This window comes from Streptomyces sp. NBC_00775, assembly GCF_036347135.1.
Taxonomy (GTDB): domain Bacteria; phylum Actinomycetota; class Actinomycetes; order Streptomycetales; family Streptomycetaceae; genus Streptomyces; species Streptomyces lutosisoli.
The window spans coordinates 9085656-9107165 of record NZ_CP108938.1 but is presented as its reverse complement, the minus strand read 5'-3'; the positions used below and the strand labels follow the sequence as shown (position 1 = coordinate 9107165).

13 protein-coding genes and 3 rRNA genes are annotated in these 21510 nt (G+C 66.1%); 6 read left to right on the top strand and 10 right to left on the bottom strand.

Annotated features, from left to right (window positions below):
• From OIC96_RS40450 to OIC96_RS40420, 7 genes are all read right to left on the bottom strand, one after another.
• Positions 1–333: a small basic family protein gene (locus OIC96_RS40450; protein WP_003988855.1), complete on the bottom strand. Its 333-nt coding sequence runs from the start codon at positions 331–333 to the stop codon at positions 1–3.
• A complete protein-coding gene (locus tag OIC96_RS40445) occupies positions 330–1169 on the bottom strand; it encodes a DUF881 domain-containing protein (protein ID WP_330310012.1) in 840 nt (279 codons plus the stop codon). Before OIC96_RS40445 ends, OIC96_RS40450 begins: the two co-directional genes overlap by 4 nt.
• 167 nt (positions 1170–1336) lie before the next feature.
• On the bottom strand, positions 1337–3832 hold the full coding sequence (locus OIC96_RS40440; RefSeq protein WP_330303074.1) for a mannose-1-phosphate guanyltransferase: 2496 nt from the start codon (positions 3830–3832) through the stop codon (positions 1337–1339).
• Between the two features lie 111 nt (positions 3833–3943).
• Positions 3944–4552 (bottom strand): CDP-alcohol phosphatidyltransferase family protein, encoded by a 609-nt coding sequence (locus tag OIC96_RS40435; protein ID WP_327427142.1) that lies wholly within the window; start codon positions 4550–4552, stop codon positions 3944–3946.
• Positions 4553–4717: 165 nt separating this feature from the next.
• A 5S ribosomal RNA gene (rrf, locus tag OIC96_RS40430) occupies positions 4718–4834 on the bottom strand.
• An 86-nt stretch (positions 4835–4920) separates the two neighbouring features.
• A 23S ribosomal RNA gene (locus tag OIC96_RS40425) occupies positions 4921–8042 on the bottom strand.
• Between the two features lie 314 nt (positions 8043–8356).
• Positions 8357–9882, bottom strand: a 16S ribosomal RNA gene (locus tag OIC96_RS40420).
• Together the 16S, 23S and 5S rRNA genes form the textbook arrangement of a ribosomal RNA operon.
• 690 nt (positions 9883–10572) lie before the next feature.
• On the opposite strand from OIC96_RS40420, the gene OIC96_RS40415 reads away from it, so the two are divergent.
• Together OIC96_RS40415 and ptsP are read left to right on the top strand one after the other, a co-directional pair.
• On the top strand, positions 10573–11022 hold the full coding sequence (locus OIC96_RS40415) for a PTS sugar transporter subunit IIA (RefSeq protein ID WP_330303075.1): 450 nt from the start codon (positions 10573–10575) through the stop codon (positions 11020–11022).
• 77 nt (positions 11023–11099) lie between these two features.
• Positions 11100–12770, top strand: a complete 1671-nt coding sequence (ptsP, locus tag OIC96_RS40410) for a phosphoenolpyruvate--protein phosphotransferase (RefSeq protein WP_330303076.1) — start codon at positions 11100–11102, stop codon at positions 12768–12770.
• A gap of 70 nt (positions 12771–12840) precedes the next feature.
• On the opposite strand, the gene OIC96_RS40405 is transcribed toward ptsP, so the two are convergent.
• The gene (locus OIC96_RS40405; RefSeq protein ID WP_330303077.1) at positions 12841–13734 is read right to left on the bottom strand and encodes a hypothetical protein; all 894 of its coding nucleotides are present in this window, start codon (positions 13732–13734) and stop codon (positions 12841–12843) included.
• Between the two features lie 495 nt (positions 13735–14229).
• On the opposite strand from OIC96_RS40405, the gene OIC96_RS40400 reads away from it, so the two are divergent.
• On the top strand, positions 14230–14445 hold the full coding sequence (locus tag OIC96_RS40400; protein WP_330303078.1) for a hypothetical protein: 216 nt from the start codon (positions 14230–14232) through the stop codon (positions 14443–14445).
• Here the strand turns inward: OIC96_RS40400 and OIC96_RS40395 are convergent, their stop codons facing one another.
• Complete coding sequence (locus tag OIC96_RS40395) at positions 14446–16413, bottom strand: acetoacetate--CoA ligase (protein WP_330303079.1); 1968 nt, start codon at positions 16411–16413, stop codon at positions 14446–14448.
• 213 nt (positions 16414–16626) lie between these two features.
• Here OIC96_RS40395 and OIC96_RS40390 point away from each other — a divergent pair, with 213 nt between their 5' ends.
• Positions 16627–18993 (top strand): glycoside hydrolase family 31 protein, encoded by a 2367-nt coding sequence (locus OIC96_RS40390; RefSeq protein ID WP_330303080.1) that lies wholly within the window; start codon positions 16627–16629, stop codon positions 18991–18993.
• A 93-nt stretch (positions 18994–19086) separates the two neighbouring features.
• Here OIC96_RS40390 and OIC96_RS40385 read toward each other — a convergent pair whose 3' ends face one another.
• Complete coding sequence (locus OIC96_RS40385; RefSeq protein WP_330303081.1) at positions 19087–19623, bottom strand: NUDIX domain-containing protein; 537 nt, start codon at positions 19621–19623, stop codon at positions 19087–19089.
• Positions 19624–19822: 199 nt separating this feature from the next.
• On the opposite strand from OIC96_RS40385, the gene OIC96_RS40380 reads away from it, so the two are divergent.
• Together OIC96_RS40380 and OIC96_RS40375 are read left to right on the top strand one after the other, a co-directional pair.
• Entirely contained in the window at positions 19823–20248 is a 426-nt protein-coding gene (locus OIC96_RS40380) for a Zn-ribbon domain-containing OB-fold protein (protein ID WP_330310013.1), read from the top strand.
• 37 nt (positions 20249–20285) lie between these two features.
• The gene (locus OIC96_RS40375) at positions 20286–21476 is read left to right on the top strand and encodes a lipid-transfer protein (protein ID WP_330303082.1); all 1191 of its coding nucleotides are present in this window, start codon (positions 20286–20288) and stop codon (positions 21474–21476) included.
• Positions 21477–21510: the final 34 nt, after the last annotated feature.

The window sequence follows — 21510 nt, the reverse complement described above, 5'->3', positions numbered from 1 at the left end:
TCACGCCCGGAACACGTGACGGCGGATCGCCGCGGCGTTGGAGAAGATGCGGATGCCGAGCACGACCACTACGCCCGTGGAGAGCTGGGCGCCCACGCCCAACTTGTCGCCCAGGAAGACGATCAGCGCGGCCACGACCACGTTCGACAGGAACGACACCACGAAGACCTTGTCGTCGAAGATGCCGTCGAGCATCGCGCGCAGCCCTCCGAACACGGCGTCGAGCGCCGCCACGACGGCGATCGGGAGATAAGGCTCGACGACCGCTGGAACCTCGGGCCGGACCAACAATCCAGCCACGACTCCCACGACGAGGCCCAGTACGGCGATCACGATGTGCCCTTCTCTGTGCTCGGCTGTGCTGTACGTACGATCACACTCGGTGCGGCCGACAACCGGACGTCGTCCTCGGCGGAAATGCTGGTCCGGATGCCGTAGTTCTCTTGCAGGGCGTGCAGATAGAGCCCGTCGGCACTGTTCTGGAACCTGGTGCTGAGCCGCTGGCCGTCCCCCACCGCGAGCACCGTGTACGGCGGCACCAGCGGCTTGTTGTCGACCAGTATCGCGTCACCCGCGGCCCGGATCGCCGACAGGGCTGTCAGCCGCTGTCCGTTGACCGCGATGGCCTCGGCGCCCGACTCCCAGAGCCCGTTGACGACGCGCTGCATGTCACGGTCGCGGACTCGTCCGGTGTCGGAGAACCCGGAGGTCTCCCGCGGATTGCTGCCGTCACCGCCCGTGCTGGCTTCCTTGGAGTCGTTCACAACGAGCTTCACCCCGGGGCCGTGCACAGCGGTGGCGCCCGACAGGATGCTCACCAGGTCGGCCTGCTCGCCGCCCCCGTCCTTCTTGAGCGCCGCACGCTGCCGCGCGCTCACATCGGCACGCAGGGTGTCCACATTGCTTTCGAGCTTGTCGGCGGCCGTGGTCTCGCGCTCGATGCGGTCGATGAGCTCCTGGCGCTCCTTCGCGACTACAGGCGCCGCTATCCGCGCGTTCGCCGCTCCCACGGTCACCACGAGGGCCGCGAGTACGAGACCTGCAGCGAGACCGAGCTTCGCCCGCACCGTCTTCGGCATGCCACCGGCGCCCTCGGCCTTCTTACGGGCGGCCGCCTCGGCGTATCCGTCGTCGAGGCTGTGGTCCATGACGTTGGTGAGCAGCGACATGGAGGCATCCGGGCGCGAGGGGCGCGGCGGACTGCTCCGAACGGGGGGCTGCTGCGGCATGCCGCACATCGTCGCACGTCGCGGGCACTACCTCCGAATGGCCCCACCGGCGTGCCGGACAGGCCCCTTTGGGGGCACTTGTCCGGCACGCACGCGTGCGGGGTGTTTCAGCGACCGGCGCTGTCCACGACGGCCGCCCACTCATCGAGCAAGGCCTCCGCGGACGCGTCGTCCGGGCCTTCGGCCCACAGATGCGTGACCGCTTCCGCGGGGTCCGGAAGCACCATCACCCAGCGCCCGTCCGTCTCCACGACCCGTACGCCATCCGTCGTGTCCACGAACCGGTCTCCGGCCTCTTCCACGACCCGGCGCATCACAAGTCCCTTGACGGCCCAAGGAGTCGCGAGATCGCGCTTGAGGACGTGCGCCCGCGGAATCCGCGCGTCGATCTGGCTGAGGGTGAGCTGCGTCCGCGCCACCAGCCCGATAAGTCGTACGAAGGCGGCCGCGCCGTCGAACACGCCGCTGAACTCGGGAATGATGAACCCACCACGGCCATCACCACCGAAGATCGTCGACTCGTCGCGCCCGACCCGCGTCAGATCGTCCGGAGACGTGGTCGTCCATTCCACCTGCGTCCCGTGGTACGCCGCCACCTGCTCGGCGATCCGCGTGGTGGTCACCGGCAGTGCCACCCGCCCACTGCGCCGCTCCGCGGCCACCAGGTCGAGCATCACGAGCAGGGCCCGGTCGTCCTCGACGATCCGCCCCTTCTCGTCGACGAGCGAGAGCCGCTCCCCCACCGGGTCGAAGCGCACGCCGAACGCGGCCCGCGCGGACGCGACGATCTCACCGAGCCGCACCAGACCGGCCCGCCGCGTGTCCGCCGTCTCCGTCGGCCTGGACTCGTCGAGACCGGGATTGATGGTCAGCGAGTCGACCCCGAGCTTGCCCAACAGGCTGGGCAGCACGAGCCCGGCGCTGCCGTTCGAGGCATCCACGACCACCTTCAGCCCGGATTCGGCGATCCCGGTGGTGTCGACATTCCTCAGCAGCGAACCTGTGTACGAGTCGAAGACGCTGGCCGGGAAGTGCAGATCCCCGATCTCTCCGGGGAACGCGCGCCGGTACTCCTGCCGCGCGAACACCCGGTCGAGCTTCCGCTGCCCTCCCTGCGACAGATCGGCGCCCTGCCCGTCGAAGAACATGATGTCGACGGAGTCCGGCACACCGGGCGTCGTCCTGATCATGATCCCGCCCGCACTGCCCCTGGCGGTCTGCTGCCGGGCCACCGGCAGCGGTACGTTCTCCAGGTCGCGTACCTCAATGGCGCTGGCCTGCAGCGCCGAGATGACCGCCCGTTTCAGCGCACGAGCGCCTCGGGAGTGGTCGCGGGCCGTGGTGACGGTGGAGCCCTTCTTGAGCGTCGTCGCGTACGCCCCCGCGAGGCGCACGGCGAGTTCCGGGGTGATCTCCACGTTCAGGATCCCGGACACGCCACGGGCGCCGAAGAGATGCGCCTGGCCCCTCGACTCCCAGATCACCGAGGTGTTGACGAAGGCGCCGGCCTCAATGGTCTTGAACGGGTAGACGCGTACGTTGCCCTGGATGATCGATTCTTCGCCGACGAGGCATTCATCGCCGATGACGGCGCCGTCCTCGATGCGGGCTGCCCGCATGATGTCGGTGTTCTTCCCGACGACGCAGCCACGCAGATTGCTGTGCTGGCCGATGTACACGTTGTCATGTACGACGGCCCTGTGCAGGAATGCGCCACTCTTGACGACGACGTTGGAGCCGACGACGGTGTGCTCCCGGATTTCGGCGCCCGCCTCGACCTTGGCGTAGTCCCCGATGTAAAGAGGCCCACGCAGTATGGCGTCGGGATGGACTTCGGCGCCCTCGGCGACCCATACGCCCGGGGAGATCTCGAAGCCGTCAATCTCGACGTCGACCTTGCCCTCCAGGACGTCGGCCTGCGCCTTCACATAGCTCTCATGGGTGCCGACGTCCTCCCAGTAGCCCTCGGCGACATAGCCATAGATCGGCTTGCCCTCCTTCATCAGCTGAGGGAAGACATCGCCGGACCAGTCGACGGAGACATCGGCTTCGACGTAGTCGAAGACTTCGGGTTCCATGACGTAGATACCCGTGTTCACCGTGTCCGAGAAGACCTGGCCCCAGGTCGGCTTCTCCAGGAAGCGCTCGACCTTGCCCTCTTCGTCCACGATGGTGATACCGAATTCGAGAGGGTTCGGTACGCGCGTCAGGCAGACGGTGACCAGCGCGCCTTTTTCCTTGTGGAAATTGATGAGGTCGGTGAGATCGAAGTCGGTCAGGGCATCACCGGAGATCACAAGGAAGGTGTCGTCCTTCAACGCCTCCTCGGCGTTCTTGACACTCCCAGCAGTACCGAGTGGCTTCTCCTCATTGGCATAGGTGAGCTCCATCCCGAGCTCCTCGCCATCACCGAAGTAGTTCTTGACCAGCGATGCCAAGAACTGGACAGTAACGACGGTCTCGTTGAGCCCATGCCTTTTGAGCAGCCTGAGCACGTGCTCCATGATCGGGCGGTTGACCACGGGCAGGAGCGGCTTGGGCATGCTTGAGGTCATGGGACGAAGGCGTGTGCCTTCGCCTCCGGCCATCACGACGGCCTTCATGTCGGAAGCGTCCTCCTTGAAGAGACGGTCTAGCCGACTTCACCCGTCCAGATTGTCCCGCACTTTTCGTCCGCGGGCCATCGAGCCACTACAGCCGCGCAATCGGCGAGCTCAATCGGCCATGGCGTCCGCCCTGAGAAGACGGCGGACCTGAACCACGTAGAGGATTCCTGCCCACCAGTAGAGCGTTGTACCCCATCCGGCGAACGCCCATCCGAAAATAGCAGCGGGTGTCGCGATCCATCCGCTTGCGTCACTGAGCAGCAGCAACGGGAAGGCATACATCAGGTTGAAGGTGGCCGCCTTCCCCAGGAAGTTCACCTGGAGGGGCGGATAGCCGTGACGCCGGAGGACAGCCACGACCACCAGCAGAACCAGCTCACGCGCCAGAAGTGCAGCCGTCAACCACAGCGGAAGAATCTCGCGCCAGGTGAGGCCCACGAGGGTGGACAGAATGTAGAGCCGGTCGGCTGCGGGATCGAGAAGCCGGCCGAGGCTGCTGATCTGGTTCCAGCGCCGCGCGAGCTTCCCGTCCAGATAGTCGCTGATACCACTCAGCATCAGTACGAGCAGCGCCCAACCGTCGCTCTTGGGACCGCCGAACTCCGGCCTGAGGATCAGCCACAGGAAGATGGGCACGCCAGCAAGGCGCGCCATGCTGAGGATGTTCGGGATGGTGAGGACCCGGTCCGTCTGGACGCGGGTCTCCTGGACCTCCACCCGGGGGCCTCCTGTGGGAAATGAGCCAACGATGCCCCCTGACCCTACCCGCAGCCTTCACGCTGCGATGCGGAGGGGGGAGGCACCATCGGGAGGACTCTCCCTGGAAAACAAAAAAGCTCCGTCTCTTGGGCGGCATGCCCAAGAGACGGAGCTCTAAAAGGAGTTCGGCGGCGTCCTACTCTCCCACAGGGTCCCCCCTGCAGTACCATCGGCGCTGTGAGGCTTAGCTTCCGGGTTCGGAATGTAACCGGGCGTTTCCCTCACGCTATGACCACCGAAACACTATGAAACTGTCAACCGGAGCCGTGGCATAGCTACGACGGTTGTTCGTGGTTTCAGAACCAACACAGTGGACGCGAGCAACTGAGGACAAGCCCTCGGCCTATTAGTACCAGTCACCTCCACCCGTTACCGGGCTTCCAGATCTGGCCTATCAACCCAGTCGTCTACTGGGAGCCTTACCCTCTCAAGGAGGTGGGAATACTCATCTCGAAGCAGGCTTCCCGCTTAGATGCTTTCAGCGGTTATCCCTCCCGAACGTAGCCAACCAGCCATGCCCTTGGCAGGACAACTGGCACACCAGAGGTTCGTCCGTCCCGGTCCTCTCGTACTAGGGACAGCCCTTCTCAATATTCCTGCGCGCGCAGCGGATAGGGACCGAACTGTCTCACGACGTTCTAAACCCAGCTCGCGTACCGCTTTAATGGGCGAACAGCCCAACCCTTGGGACCGACTCCAGCCCCAGGATGCGACGAGCCGACATCGAGGTGCCAAACCATCCCGTCGATATGGACTCTTGGGGAAGATCAGCCTGTTATCCCCGGGGTACCTTTTATCCGTTGAGCGACGGCGCTTCCACAAGCCACCGCCGGATCACTAGTCCCGACTTTCGTCCCTGCTCGACCCGTCGGTCTCACAGTCAAGCTCCCTTGTGCACTTACACTCAACACCTGATTACCAACCAGGCTGAGGGAACCTTTGGGCGCCTCCGTTACTCTTTAGGAGGCAACCGCCCCAGTTAAACTACCCATCAGACACTGTCCCTGATCCGGATCACGGACCCAGGTTAGACATCCAGCACGACCAGACTGGTATTTCAACGACGACTCCACAAACACTGGCGTGCCTGCTTCAAAGTCTCCCAGCTATCCTACACAAGCCGAACCGAACACCAATATCAAACTGTAGTAAAGGTCCCGGGGTCTTTCCGTCCTGCTGCGCGAAACGAGCATCTTTACTCGTAGTGCAATTTCACCGGGCCTATGGTTGAGACAGTCGAGAAGTCGTTACGCCATTCGTGCAGGTCGGAACTTACCCGACAAGGAATTTCGCTACCTTAGGATGGTTATAGTTACCACCGCCGTTTACTGGCGCTTAAGTTCTCAGCTTCGCCACCCCGAAGAGTGACTAACCGGTCCCCTTAACGTTCCAGCACCGGGCAGGCGTCAGTCCGTATACATCGCCTTACGGCTTCGCACGGACCTGTGTTTTTAGTAAACAGTCGCTTCTCGCTGGTCTCTGCGGCCACCCCCAGCTCAGGAAGTAAATTCCCTCACCGGTGATGGCCCCCCTTCTCCCGAAGTTACGGGGGCATTTTGCCGAGTTCCTTAACCATAGTTCACCCGAACGCCTCGGTATTCTCTACCTGACCACCTGAGTCGGTTTAGGGTACGGGCCGCCATGAAACTCGCTAGAGGCTTTTCTCGACAGCATAGGATCATCCACTTCACCACAATCGGCTCGGCATCAGGTCTCAGCCTCATGTGCGACGGATTTGCCTATCGCACGGCCTACACCCTTACCCCGGGACAACCACCGCCCGGGATGGACTACCTTCCTGCGTCACCCCATCACTCACCTACTACAGGTCTGGTCCGTCGGCTCCACCACTCCCCTTTGCCCGAAGGCTCCGGGGCGGCTTCACGGACTTAGCATCGCCTGGTTCGATGTTTGACGCTTCACAGCGGGTACCGGAATATCAACCGGTTATCCATCGACTACGCCTGTCGGCCTCGCCTTAGGTCCCGACTTACCCTGGGCAGATCAGCTTGACCCAGGAACCCTTAGTCAATCGGCGCACACGTTTCTCACGTGTGTATCGCTACTCATGCCTGCATTCTCACTCGTGAACCGTCCACCACTGCCTTCCGGCGCGGCTTCACCCGGCACACGACGCTCCCCTACCCATCCATACGGGCGTTGGCCCTATTGTATGAATGACACGACTTCGGCGGTACGCTTGAGCCCCGCTACATTGTCGGCGCGGAATCACTAGACCAGTGAGCTATTACGCACTCTTTCAAGGGTGGCTGCTTCTAAGCCAACCTCCTGGTTGTCTCTGCGACTCCACATCCTTTCCCACTTAGCGTACGCTTAGGGGCCTTAGTCGATGCTCTGGGCTGTTTCCCTCTCGACCATGGAGCTTATCCCCCACAGTCTCACTGCCGCGCTCTCACTTACCGGCATTCGGAGTTTGGCTAAGGTCAGTAACCCGGTAGGGCCCATCGCCTATCCAGTGCTCTACCTCCGGCAAGAAACACACGACGCTGCACCTAAATGCATTTCGGGGAGAACCAGCTATCACGGAGTTTGATTGGCCTTTCACCCCTAACCACAGGTCATCCCCCAGGTTTTCAACCCTGGTGGGTTCGGTCCTCCACGACCTCTTACAGCCGCTTCAACCTGCCCATGGCTAGATCACTCCGCTTCGGGTCTTGAGCGCGCTACTAAATCGCCCTATTCGGACTCGCTTTCGCTACGGCTTCCCCACACGGGTTAACCTCGCAACACACCGCAAACTCGCAGGCTCATTCTTCAAAAGGCACGCAGTCACGACGCATTGAGTAAACTCAATGCGCGACGCTCCCACGGCTTGTAGGCACACGGTTTCAGGTACTATTTCACTCCGCTCCCGCGGTACTTTTCACCATTCCCTCACGGTACTATCCGCTATCGGTCACCAGGGAATATTTAGGCTTAGCGGGTGGTCCCGCCAGATTCACACGGGATTTCTCGGGCCCCGTGCTACTTGGGTGTCTCTCAAACGAGCCGCTGATGTTTCGACTACGGGGGTCTTACCCTCTACGCCGGACCTTTCGCATGTCCTTCGCCTACATCAACGGTTTCTGACTCGTCTCACAGCCGGCAGACTGTGAAAGAGAGATCCCACAACCCCACATGCGCAACCCCTGCCGGGTCTCACACGCATATGGTTTGGCCTCATCCAGTTTCGCTCGCCACTACTCCCGGAATCACGGTTGTTTTCTCTTCCTGCGGGTACTGAGATGTTTCACTTCCCCGCGTTCCCTCCACATACCCTATGTGTTCAGGTATGGGTGACAGCCCATGACGACTGCCGGGTTTCCCCATTCGGAAACCCCCGGATCAAAGCCTGGTTGACGGCTCCCCGGGGACTATCGTGGCCTCCCACGTCCTTCATCGGTTCCTGGTGCCAAGGCATCCACCGTGCGCCCTTAAAAACTTGGCCACAGATGCTCGCGTCCACTGTGCAGTTCTCAAACAACGACCAACCACCCATCACCCTGCCCTACTGGGCAAGTTCACTGGGGCCGGCACTGAAGGCAGCCGTATCGGCCGTACCTTCAGACACCCAACAGCGTGCCCGACACCCTCGCCACTCGTGATCAGCTTTCCACGCCCCGAAGGACAGTACTCACAGCCCGAGATGACTGACGGTGCCGAATAATCAACGTTCCACCCATGAGCAACCAGCACCGGACATTCGCCGATGTACTGGCCTCTGACCTCACCCCGGAGGGATCGGTAAGAAGTGCTCCTTAGAAAGGAGGTGATCCAGCCGCACCTTCCGGTACGGCTACCTTGTTACGACTTCGTCCCAATCGCCAGTCCCACCTTCGACAGCTCCCTCCCACAAGGGGTTGGGCCACCGGCTTCGGGTGTTACCGACTTTCGTGACGTGACGGGCGGTGTGTACAAGGCCCGGGAACGTATTCACCGCAGCAATGCTGATCTGCGATTACTAGCAACTCCGACTTCATGGGGTCGAGTTGCAGACCCCAATCCGAACTGAGACAGGCTTTTTGAGATTCGCTCCGCCTCGCGGCTTCGCAGCTCTTTGTACCTGCCATTGTAGCACGTGTGCAGCCCAAGACATAAGGGGCATGATGACTTGACGTCGTCCCCACCTTCCTCCGAGTTGACCCCGGCAGTCTCCTGTGAGTCCCCATCACCCCGAAGGGCATGCTGGCAACACAGAACAAGGGTTGCGCTCGTTGCGGGACTTAACCCAACATCTCACGACACGAGCTGACGACAGCCATGCACCACCTGTACACCGACCACAAGGGGGCGACCATCTCTGGCCGTTTCCGGTGTATGTCAAGCCTTGGTAAGGTTCTTCGCGTTGCGTCGAATTAAGCCACATGCTCCGCTGCTTGTGCGGGCCCCCGTCAATTCCTTTGAGTTTTAGCCTTGCGGCCGTACTCCCCAGGCGGGGAACTTAATGCGTTAGCTGCGGCACCGACGACGTGGAATGTCGCCAACACCTAGTTCCCACCGTTTACGGCGTGGACTACCAGGGTATCTAATCCTGTTCGCTCCCCACGCTTTCGCTCCTCAGCGTCAGTAATGGCCCAGAGATCCGCCTTCGCCACCGGTGTTCCTCCTGATATCTGCGCATTTCACCGCTACACCAGGAATTCCGATCTCCCCTACCACACTCTAGCTAGCCCGTATCGAATGCAGACCCGGGGTTAAGCCCCGGGCTTTCACACCCGACGTGACAAGCCGCCTACGAGCTCTTTACGCCCAATAATTCCGGACAACGCTTGCGCCCTACGTATTACCGCGGCTGCTGGCACGTAGTTAGCCGGCGCTTCTTCTGCAGGTACCGTCACTTTCGCTTCTTCCCTGCTGAAAGAGGTTTACAACCCGAAGGCCGTCATCCCTCACGCGGCGTCGCTGCATCAGGCTTTCGCCCATTGTGCAATATTCCCCACTGCTGCCTCCCGTAGGAGTCTGGGCCGTGTCTCAGTCCCAGTGTGGCCGGTCGCCCTCTCAGGCCGGCTACCCGTCGTCGCCTTGGTGAGCCACTACCTCACCAACAAGCTGATAGGCCGCGGGCTCATCCTTCACCGCCGGAGCTTTTAACCCCCACCCATGCGGGCAGGAGTGTTATCCGGTATTAGACCCCGTTTCCAGGGCTTGTCCCAGAGTGAAGGGCAGATTGCCCACGTGTTACTCACCCGTTCGCCACTAATCCACCCCGAAGGGCTTCATCGTTCGACTTGCATGTGTTAAGCACGCCGCCAGCGTTCGTCCTGAGCCAGGATCAAACTCTCCGTGAATGTTTACCCGTAATCGGGTGGACACCACGAGAGCGGAACCAAGGAGAGGAATAATCCCCTCGGTTCACAGCGTCCTCGCTGTGCGCCTACCAGGCAGTGCCCGGCAGGACTTTTTCAAAGGAACCTCGTCCCAGCCGATCGGCCGGAGACGGGGTATCAACATATCTGGCGTTGATTTTTGGCACGCTGTTGAGTTCTCAAGGAACGGACGCTTCCTTTGTACTCACCCTCTCGGGCTTTCCTCCGGGCGCTTCCCTTCGGTCTTGCTTTGTTCTTGTTTCGTTCTTGCGTTTCCGACTCTATCAGACCGTTTCCGGTCCGATTTCCCTCGGTGCTTTCCAGGTTTCCGCTTTCGCGTTTCCCTTTCCGGCGGTTCCAAACTCTACCAGTGTTTTTCCGTCTCTCTGACCACGGTCCTGCAGACATGCAGAACCAGACCCCGAGATAGGATCTGACAAGTTGGGTGCTGCCAGGCAAGGACGCTTGGTCGCGTCACTCGGCCTCAAGCAGGAGTACGACTCTACATGCGGGCCTGGAGCGGGCGCAAATCGTTTGCGCTGTGCTCTACGGCCGCCAACCGGTACCTCTCATGCGGAACCGGCACTTCATATGACATACCCTGCTGGACAGTGCGCCGTCCGGGACAGGCAGTGACGGCCCATATAAATCTCCACCCCTGGGAGGCTTCCCATGACCACCGTGACGTCCCCTATCGCAGGACGCGCCATCGGACTCGCCGCGGTACCGGATCCCGTGTTCTCCGGCGCGATGGTCGGCCCCGGCATGGCGATCGACCCTGTGCGTGAGCCCTCGGAGGCTGTCGCCCCCGTGGACGGAGTCATTGTCTCGCTTCACCCGCATGCCTTCGTCGTCGTCGACAGCGAGGGCCACGGTGTCCTCACGCACCTGGGCATCGACACTGTGCAGCTCAACGGCGAGGGCTTCGAGCTACTCGTCAATAAGGGGGACACCGTGACGCGCGGCCAGGGTGTCGTGCGTTGGAACCCGGCCGCCGTCGAGGTGGCCGGCAAGTCCCCGGTGTGCCCGATCGTGGCACTCGAAGCCACGGGCGACTCTCTCTCCGATGTCCGCGAAGACGGCGATGTGAAGGCCGGCGACGTCCTTTTCGGCTGGCAGTGACATCGATGCCGTCATGGACGGCGAGTTCGACAACCACCGCGGCAGCGGGACGCGCCGCACTATCGGAGACGGGTGAGATGGAGACAACGCTGCGAGGCGTCGGCGTGAGCCACGGTGTGGCGATCGGCGAGGTTCGGCACATGGGAACGGCGGTTCTTGAGCCGCCTGCCAAGCAGATCCCTGCGGAGGACGCGGAGCGCGAACAGGGGCGTGCCCGCAAGGCCGTGGAGGCTGTGGCAGCCGACCTGATTGCGCGCGGCAATCTGGCGGGGGGCGAAGCCCAGGCAGTACTCGAGGCTCAGGCCATGATGGCTCAGGACCCCGAGCTGATGGCTGATGTGGATCGACGTATCGCGGTCGGCAGCACGGCCGAGCGGGCGGTCTATGACGCGTTCGCCTCGTATCGCGCGCTGCTGGCCGGCGCCGGTGAGTACCTCGCCGGTCGCGTGGCCGACCTCGACGACGTGCGGAACCGTATCGTCGCCCGGCTGCTCGGGGTGCCCATGCCGGGTGTCCCGGACAGCGACGAGCCGTACGTCCTTATTGCTCGTGATCTCGCGCCCGCGGACACCGCGCTGCTCGACCCCACTCTTGTGCTCGGTTTTGTCACCGAGGAGGGCGGGCCGACCAGCCACAGCGCGATCCTGGCCCGTGCTCTCGGCGTTCCCGCCGTGGTCGCGCTTCCTGGTGCCGGTGAGCTCGCCGAAGGCACCGTGATCGCCGTGGACGGCAGCACCGGTGAGATCTTCGTGGAGCCGAGCGCGGAGAAGAGGGCGCAGCTGGAGGCCGCGGCGGCGGCGCGCAAGGCGGCGCTGTCCACGTCGACGGGTCCGGGGGCCACCTCCGACGGTCACAAGGTGCCGCTGCTGGCGAACGTCGGCGGTCCCGCGGACGTGCCGGCCGCTGTCGAGGCCGGTGCCGAGGGTGTCGGTCTGTTCCGTACCGAGTTCCTCTTCCTGGACGACAGCAAGAAGGCACCGTCCGAGGAGAAGCAGGTCGAGGCGTACCGGCAGGTACTCGAGGCCTTCCCCGAGGGCCGTGTCGTGGTGCGCGTGCTCGACGCGGGCGCGGACAAGCCGCTCGACTTCCTGACTCCGGCCGACGAGCCCAACCCGGCACTGGGTGTGCGGGGTCTGCGATCGCTGCTCGACCACCCCGACGTGCTGCGTACGCAGCTGACAGCGCTCGCGAAGGCTTCGGAGGGCCTGCCGGTCTACCTCGAAGTGATGGCTCCGATGGTCGCGGACCGCACCGACGCCAAGGCGTTCGCGGACGCGTGCCGTGCGGCCGGGCTGCAGGCGAAGTTCGGCGCGATGGTGGAGATTCCGTCGGCCGCGCTGCGGGCGCGGTCGATCCTGCAGGAGGTCGAGTTCCTGTCCTTGGGGACCAACGACCTCGCGCAGTACACCTTCGCCGCCGACCGGCAGGTGGGTGCGGTGTCCCGTCTGCAGGACCCGTGGCAGCCCGCGCTGCTCGACCTGGTCGCGCTGTCCGCCGAGGCGGCGAAGGCCGAGGGCAAGAGCTGTGGTGTCTGCGGTGAGGCCGCATCGGACCCGCTGCTCGCGTGTGTGCTGACCGGTCTCGGTGTCACCTCCCTGTCGATGGGTGCCGCGTCGATTCCCTATGTCCGGGCGACGCTCGCCAAGTACACGCTGGCCCAGTGCGAGCGTGCCGCCGCGGCCGCGCGTGCCGCGGACACGGCCGAAGAGGCGCGTACGGCGGCACAGGCGGTGCTGTCCGGCGAGTGACCGGGCAAGGTCGTTGAATCGACTGGTGTCCAGGGGTGCGCCACCTGCGGGTGGCGCACCCCTTTCGCGTTCAGTGCGTGTGGCCCGTCCTCTCTCCTTCTTCTCCGAGGTCGGGCGGCACGCAGTAGTCGACGCCCGATTCCGGGGAGACGAGGTCTCCGGAGTCGGCGTCCGTGCAGTAGGCGTCGAAGACCTCTGCGGCGGTCAGGGGTTCCAGGTCGTCCTCGCGCAGGCGCCATCCGTAGACACGGTCGGTGGCGTCGGCCGCGGTGGTGCGCATGACCAGTCCCCCGGCGCTCCCTGTCGCGATGCCCAGGGCCAGCACGGTGCTGAATTCCAGAGCCTCTGACGCGTCGAGGCACTTGGTGCCCGCCGGGTCGTCATCGGCGTGGAGTACGGCGACGAGCGTCTCGGGCGCTGCTGAGACGCTGCATACGAGGTGAAGGTGGCCGCGCCCCGCGGTGTCGATGATGCGGGAGAGCAGGTGGGAGGCGCGGGCGAAGGACGCTCGGCCGATGTCCTCGCCGCAGGATGCGCAGTTGCCGATGCGGGCCAGGAGTGTGGTCGCGTACTCCCATGTGGCCTTGCGGACGGCCTCGTCGACCAGGGACGGGACGAGTTCGTCGAGGGGCTGTCCGTCGTACAGAACCGTGGAGCCCGTGGCCGCCAGTTCAGCGGTGAAGCGTGTGCGGCTGGCTGGGGCGTCGGGTTCCAGGCCGCTTTCGGCGCAGAATTCGGCGTACTCCTCGGGGTCGAAGAGTGCCACGGTGGTGTGGCTGCCCTGGGCTGCGAGGGTCCTGAGCAGGGATTCCACTTGCTGGAGGTAGGTCGTGTGGTCGTCGAAGGTGAAGGTGCGGTAGCGCCGCATCGCCGAGAAGTCCTGTTCGTCGGTCAAGAGGCCGATGGTGCCGGCGATTTCGCGGCGCAGGACGCGTCGCATCGTCTGGTGCTGGATGTGCGCCATGTTTCCCCCTGTGCGCAGTCGATCAATGCTCACTCACAGTAACTGGCGGCACTGACAATGCCGGGTGAGCGAGGCGATCACACACGACGCAGTGATGAAACAAGCAGGTCACAGCCATGGTCGCGCCTAATGCGGTCCTGCCCGGGGGGCTGTGGCGACGGCCGCGGCTGCGAGAAACCGAATCGCGGTGGCGGCCCCCGCCCGGCCCCGAGACGCGGGTGTCATACAGCTTGGTGAGGACGTTGGCGGTGCGGTCACCGAGGTTGCCGATGGCAGAAAAGGCCAGGAGCAAGGCGTAGTTGTCGGTGGTCAGCGGTGCGGAGGAAGCCAGGGCCCGCGGGATCTGGAGGGCTGTCAGGAACGGGGTGAGCGGCAGCCGGTCGTCGATCCGGCCGCCGAGCGCGACTGGACGGGCGGGCACCCGGACCCCGATCTGCTGCCCCGTCTGGTGTCTCGGCTGCAGGGCGCGGGATCGAGACCTGTGGTGTGAGCGGGATGAACCTGTGGGTGCAAGTGCGGGACGAGTCGGTCGTCGTGCAGGGACTGCGGACGTACGGATGGTGGGTCGCGGTGGGTGCGCGCTTCCGGCTCGCCTGCGAGCCTGGTGCGCGCCTCTCGATCGCGGAGATCGAACCCGCCGACGCGGTGCGCCTGGCCTCGGACTTCGCTGCCCTGCTCGACGAGTCCGAGGCCACCTACCGGGCGGATTGATCAGGCGCGCTTGCGTGCCAGGTCTTCGTAGAAGCGCAGCAGTTCGACGTTGTCCACGGAGCCGATGTTGACCGCCTTCTCCAGGGTGGCGCCCTGAAGGAGGCGTTTGACCGGGACCTCGATGCGCTTGCCCGTGAGGGTGTGGGGTACTCCGGGGACCTCGATGACCTCGTCGGGAACGTGGCGCGGGGAGAGCTGTTCGCGGATGGTCTGCTTGATGCGGTTCAGGAGGGCATCGTCGAGTGCGGCTCCGGGGGCGAGGTGCACGAAGAGGGGCATCCAGTAGCCGCCGTCGGGCTGTTCGATACCGATGACGAGCGACTCCTTGATCTCCGGGAGGCGTTCGACGGCTTCGTAGATGTCGGCCGACCCCATGCGCACGCCCTGGCGGTTGAGCGTGGAGTCGGAGCGGCCGTGGATGACGACGGAGCCGCGTGAGGTGACGGTGATCCAGTCGCCATGGCGCCACACTCCGGGGTAGGTGTCGAAGTAGCTGTCGTGGTAGCGGCTGCCGTCGGGGTCGTTCCAGAAACGGATGGGCATGGACGGCATCGGGTTGGTGACCACGAGTTCACCGACTTCGTCGGTGAGGGGCTTTCCGCTGGGGTCCCAGGACTGGAGATCGGTGCCGAGACCGGGGGCTTGGAGTTCGCCGATGTACACCGGGAGTGTGGGTACGGCTCCTGCGAAGCAGGAGCACACGTCGGTGCCGCCGCTGACGGAGGCGATCCACAGATCCTCGCGGACCTCGTCGTGCAGCCAGCGGAAGCCGTCGGGCGGCAGGGGCGAGCCGGTGGTGGCGACGCACTGCACGCGCGCGAGGTCGAAGTCGCGGGAGGGGTGGACGCCCGCCTTGCGGCACGCCATCACGTACGCGGCGGAGGTGCCGAAGAGGGTCGCTCCCGTTCGTTCGGCGATACGCCACTGGGCGCCCGTGTCCGGGTAGCCGGGGCTGCCGTCGTACAGGACGATCGTGGTGCCCGTGAGGAGGCCGGAGACGAGGAAGTTCCACATCATCCAGCCGGTGGACGTGTACCAGAAGAAGCGGTCCTCGGGCCCCAGGTCGCAGTGCAGGCCGAGCTGTTTGAGGTGTTCGACGAGGATGCCGCCCTGGGACTGGACGATGGCCTTGGGAAGGCCGGTCGTCCCGGAGGAGTAGAGCACCCACAAGGGGTGGTCGAAGGGAACCGCCTCGAAGAGGGGCGCCACGTCGGCGGAGGTCAGGGAGGACCATTCCAGGGCGCCCTCGGGTGCCTCGGTGCCGAGCAGCGGAATGTGGACGACGGCGCGCAGGGTGGGCAGTTCGCGGCGCAGCTCGGCGACGGTGTCGCGACGGTCGTGCTCCTTGCCGCCGTAGCGGTAGCCGTCGACCGTGAAGAGCACGACGGGTTCGATCTGCTGGAAGCGGTCGAGGACGCTGCGGGCGCCGAAGTCGGGGGCACAGGACGTCCAGACGCCTCCCACAGCGGCTGTGGCGAGCAGGGCGACCACGGCCTGCGGGATGTTCGGGAGATAGCCGCTGACGCGGTCTCCCGGGCGTACGCCGAGGGCGCGCAGTTCGGCGGCCAGGGAGCCGACCTGGCGACGCAGCTCGGACCAGCTCACCGGGGTCGCCTCGTGGGTCTCGTCCACATACAGGAGGGCCGGTTCGTCCGCACGGGTCTCGGCCGCCCGCAGGGCGTGCTCGGCGTAGTTGAGGGTCGCCCCGGGGAACCACTCGGCGCCTGGCATGGAGCGGTCGCCGAGCACGCGCGCGTAGGGGGTCGAGAACCGTACGTCGAACCACTCGGTGACGGCTTTCCAGAAGGTGTCCAGTTCATCCACCGACCAGCGGTGCAGCGCCGCGTACCCGCCGGCGGACGGGGCTCCGTGGTGCTCGGCCGCCCAGGCCTGGAACTTCGTGATCTGTGCCTGGGCGATGCGTTCCTCAGTGGGCTGCCAGAGCGGTGAGGGGTTCGCGGTGGACATGGGGCGGCTCCCGGACTGTGCGCGTCGTGTGCGTCTGTCGCGCACGAGCTGGGGTGTGCGCGTCACGCGGCTGACACGGACGATGCCATGTGATCGACTTCTGCACCAGGGTGCGCCACACATAGTCGACGACGTGAAGATGTGGCGTCGCCACGGGTGAACGGGAGTTGAACGACTCACCCATTTGGCGTCGGCAATGGCAGGGTGAGCAGCATGGACGGTCGTGACCTGGTGCGTTCGGTGAAGGCAGTCGGCTCGGGGGGTGCCACTCAAGGGTTGCGCACCGTGCGGGCCGCGTGGCGCAGGAGGCGTGCCGACGCCACCGGGTTGCCGCAGCGGGGCGCCGAGCGCGCCCGGGTGCCCGGGCCGGTGCGAGGTGTGGAGCCGGAGCCCGGCGGCGGAGTCGTCCGGTTCGCGCGGTCCGAGCTGCGGATCACGGTCGCGGTGAGCGGGGCGGTCTTCTGGGGCTGGGACGGGGTCGGCCCGGAGCCGTCGTACGCGCTCGCGGGCCGCTGCCCGGAACCGGACCCGCGGGTCGTCCTGGAGCCCGACAAGGACGGTGGCTGGCGGGTCGTGGCCGAACGGGTGACGGTCGTGGTCTCACGGCACGGCGCGGTCGAGGTGCGTACGCCCGGTGGTGTGGTCCTGCGCCGTGATCTGCCGCCCCGTTGGTGGGAGCCCGTCGACGGCGGCGCGGCCCGCTGGATGCAGCGCTCCGAAGTGGCGGCCGACGCACGGTTCTTCGGCCTGGGCGGGCGCGCGGCGGGACCCCGGCTGCGCGACGGGATGTACCGGCTGTGGAACACGGATCCCGGCCAGGCCTTCGGGCCTGGTGACGATCCGCTGTACATCACCATGCCCGTGCAGATGGTGGTCGCCGACGCGGCCACGCATCTCGTCTTCCACGACACGTCGTGGGACGGCACGGTGACGTTGCGTGAGGGTGAGGAGGGGGCCGGCTCCGGGCACGACCGGGCCGGGACGTGCGAGCTGCGGATGGACGGCGGCCCGTTGCGCTGCTGGGTGATGGTGGGCACCCCCGCGCGCGTGCTGCACGCGTGGGCCTCGCTCACCGGGGCGCCCGCGCTGCCGCCCGCGTGGGCGCTGGGGCACCATCACGCGCGGTGGGGCTTCGGCAGCGAGCAGGAGGTGCGGCGGATCGTCGCGGGCTACCAGGAGCGCGGTCTTCCGCTCGACGCGGTCCACCTGGACATCGACCACTACGACGCGCACCAAGTGTTCACGGTCGACCGGGAGCACTTCCCCAAGCTGCCCGTGCTCGCCGAGGAGTTGCGCCGCGACGGCATTCGTCTGGTGTCGATCGTCGACCCGGCGGTCAAGGCCGAGCCGGGCAACGCCGTGTACGACACCGGCCTGGCCGAGGACGCCTTCGTACGGGATGCCTCGGGGCGGCTCGTGCGGGGTGTCGTATGGCCTGGGGAGTCGGTCTATCCGGATTTCACCCACGCGCGCGTGCGGCGCTGGTGGGGCGGGCTGTACGAGGAGCGGCTCGCGCAGGGCTTCGCCGGGTTCTGGCACGACATGAACGAGCCGACGTCGTTCACGGCGTTCGGGGAGTCGACGCTGCCGCGTTCGGCCCGGCACTCCTTGGAGGGGCACCGCGGAGACCATCGCGAGGCGCACAACGTGTACGCGCTGGGCATGGCGCGGGCCGGGTACGAGGGTCTGCGTGAACTTGCGCCCCAAGAGCGGCCGTTCCTCTTCTCACGCTCCGGGTGGGCGGGAATGCAGCGCTACGGAGGGACCTGGTCCGGGGATGTGGCGACGGGCTGGCCCGGGTTGCGGGCGTCGCTGTCGCTGGTGATGGGGCTCGGGCTGTGCGGGGTGCCGTATTCGGGACCCGATGTGGGCGGCTTCGACGGGAGCCCGTCGCCCGAGCTGTATCTGCGGTGGTTCCAGCTGGGCGCGTACCTGCCGCTGTTCCGTACGCACGCCAGTCTGCGGGCGGGGCGCAGAGAGCCCTGGGAATTCGGTGACGACGTCCTGGAGCACGCGCGCGTGGCGCTCGTCGAGCGGCGACGTCTGCTCCCGTACTTCATGACCCTGGCGCATCTGGCGCGCCGCACCGGTGCGCCGTATGTGCGGCCGGTGTGGTGGGGCGCGCCCGAGGACCGGGCGCTGCGTGACTGCGAGGACGTCTTTTTGCTCGGCGACTGTCTTCTGGTGGCGCCCGTACTGGACCACGGGGCCGACCGGCGGGCCGTGCAGTTGCCGCGAGGGCGTTGGTACGACACGGTCACCGAGGCGGCGTACGAGGGGCCGGCACAGGTGCTGGTCGATGCCCCCTTGTCGCGGATTCCGGTGCTGGCGCGCGCGGGTGCCGTCATGCCCGTACGGGGAGCCGACGGCGGTCTGGAGCTGGAGGTGTGGGCTCCCGCGCGCGGACGCAGCGGAGGCGGGCTCGTCGTGCCGGACGCGGGCGACGGGTGGGACGAACCGGAGATCGAGCGCTATGTGACGCGCTGGGAGGGGCGGCACGTGGTGGTGTACCGGGAGGGCGAGGGCGGCCTGAGCGAGCCGTCGTATCCCGTGCGTGTACGAGGGCTCGGGGCCGGTTGACGGATCCCTGAGCATCCCGGGTGAGCCTTGCGGTGTGCGGATGGCAAGCGATGACGCACGGATCTTGAGCGCGGCTTCAGGACCACGGGTCCCTCAGATGTACCGGCCCTCGAACCATGCCCGTACCACCAAGGTGTGCAACGGGAAGGCGAGTTCAGCCGGCCTGCGCAGCAGGTGCCAGCCCTCCGTCTCGTCCGTGGAGACGGACAGCGGCAGTTCGGCGGCCGGGCGCTCCGGGAGGAGTCCGAAGAGCAGCAGATGCCCGGCGGGAGAACTCATCGCGTCGGCGAGCCGCACTTCCCGGCTCGCCGCGTCGATGCCCGTCTCCTCCTTGAGCTCGCGGACGACAGCGTGCCGCCAGTCCTCACGGTGGTCGATGAACCCTCCGGGCAGGGCGATCCCCCCGCGCGCGGGGGCAATGGTCCGGGTGATGACGACCAGAGCGGTTCCCCGGGCGTCGTACACGGGCAGCAGGGCCACCGCGACCGGCAGCGGATTGCGGTAGGCCACCGTGCCGCAGGCGGCGCAGGTGCGGGGCCAGCCGGAGATGCCCTCTCCGTAGGGTGCGCCGCAGCTCGAACAGTGCGAGTCCGGTGCGAAGTCGGCGGGCGGGTGCGGGGTTGCGGACACGCCGCGGACTGTATCCGATCACTTGGGGACGGCCGGATCCACCCCCGTGGGCCCCGGCCGTCCCCACAGGTACTCCGACGCCCGAGCGGCCCCTGTGGTTCACCACGACGCCTGCCCAATTCCCGCTGCCCGTGGCACACTTCTGACGTTCCGTCAGATCCAGCGCCATGGAGGGGTCTTGTCGCGCACACGCACACCTGTGGTCGCCGGGTGGTTCGCCGGGGAAGGCGACGACTTCCGTCTCCTCGGTACGCGCTGCTCGGCGTGCGCCTCCGTCTTCTTCCCCCGCGAGGACGCCTTCTGCCGCAATCCGGGATGCCAGGGCGGCGAGCTGGCCGAGGTGCCGCTGTCCCGGCGCGGCCGCGTCTGGTCGTACACGGACAGCCAGTACCGGCCTCCGTCACCCTATGTGACCGATCCGGAACTCTCCTGGGAGCCCTACGCGTTGATCGCTGTGGAGCTGGAATCCGAGCGCATTGTGGTACTCGGCCAGGCAGTTCCCGGGATCACCGTCGCCGACCTGACGGTGGGCATGGAGGTGGAGGTCGTCCCGGGTGTGCTGAACGAGGACGCGGAGACGACCTGGACGACGTGGCACTGGCGGCCGACGGGGGTGACGGCGTGAGGAGCTTGAGGGGCCTGCGGCATACGGGGGTGAGCGCATGACCGGCGAGGTGGCGGTGATCGGCGCGGGCATGCACCCCTGGGGCAAATGGGGGCGCGGATTCGTCGAGTACGGGGTCGTGGCGGCGCGGGCGGCGCTGGCCGACGCGGGGGTCGACTGGCGGGACATCGGCTCGATCGTGGGCGCGGACACCGTGCGCGGCGGCTATCCCGGATACGTGGCGGGGGCGACGTTCGCCAAGGCGCTGGGCTGGCAGGGGGCGCGGGTCGCGAGCGTCTACGCGGCGTGCGCGTCGGGAGCGCAAGCCCTCAACACGGCACGGGCGCAGATCCTTTCGGGCCTCGCGGACGTCGTGCTCGTGGTGGGCGCGGACGCGGCGCCCAAGGGGTTCTTCCGCCCCGCGGGCGGGGACAGGCAGGACGATCCGGACTGGCTGCGGTTCCGCGTCCTCGGGGCGACGAATCCGACGTACTTCGGGCTGTACGCACGGCGGCGGATGGCGGTGCACGGGGACACTCTGGAGGACTTCGCGCAGGTCAAGGTGAAGAACGCCGCCGTGGGGGCACTGAATCCCCGTGCGCGCTACCGCAAGAAGGTCACCGCCGAGGAGGTCGCCGGTTCCGCGGTCGTCGCCGATCCGCTGCGGTTGCTCGACATCTGCGCGACCTCTGACGGCGGCGCGGCCGTGGTGCTGTCCAGCATGGAGTTCGCGCGTCGGCACGGGCAGGCGGCCCCCGTGCGGATCCGCGCGGTGTCCACAGTGACGCCACGCTTTCCCAACACGGTGCTGGACCTGCCGGACATCGCCACGGACTCCGCGGTGGCGGCGGAGCCCTCGGCCGACTCCTTCCGCGCGTCCATCGCACGCGCGGCGTACGAGGAGGCTGGCATCGGCCCCGAAGATCTCTCCCTGGCCGAGGTGTACGACCTGTCCACCGCCCTGGAGTTGCAGTGGTACGAGGATCTACGGCTGTGCGGAGAGGGCGAGGCGGCCAAGCTGCTGCGGGAGGGCGCGACGGCGCTGGGCGGACGCATACCGGTGAACGTGAGCGGCGGGCTCGCCTCCTTCGGAGAGGCCGTTCCGGCGCAGGCCATCGCCCAGGTGTGCGAGCTGACATGGCAGCTGCGGGGCAGCGCGGGTGACCGGCAGGTCGCGGGGGCACGGGTGGGGATCACCGCGAACCAGGGGCTGTTCGGACATGGGTCGTCGGTCATCGCCGTACGGTGATCCCGGCTGCCGTGCGCGTGCCCTGGTCGTCCGC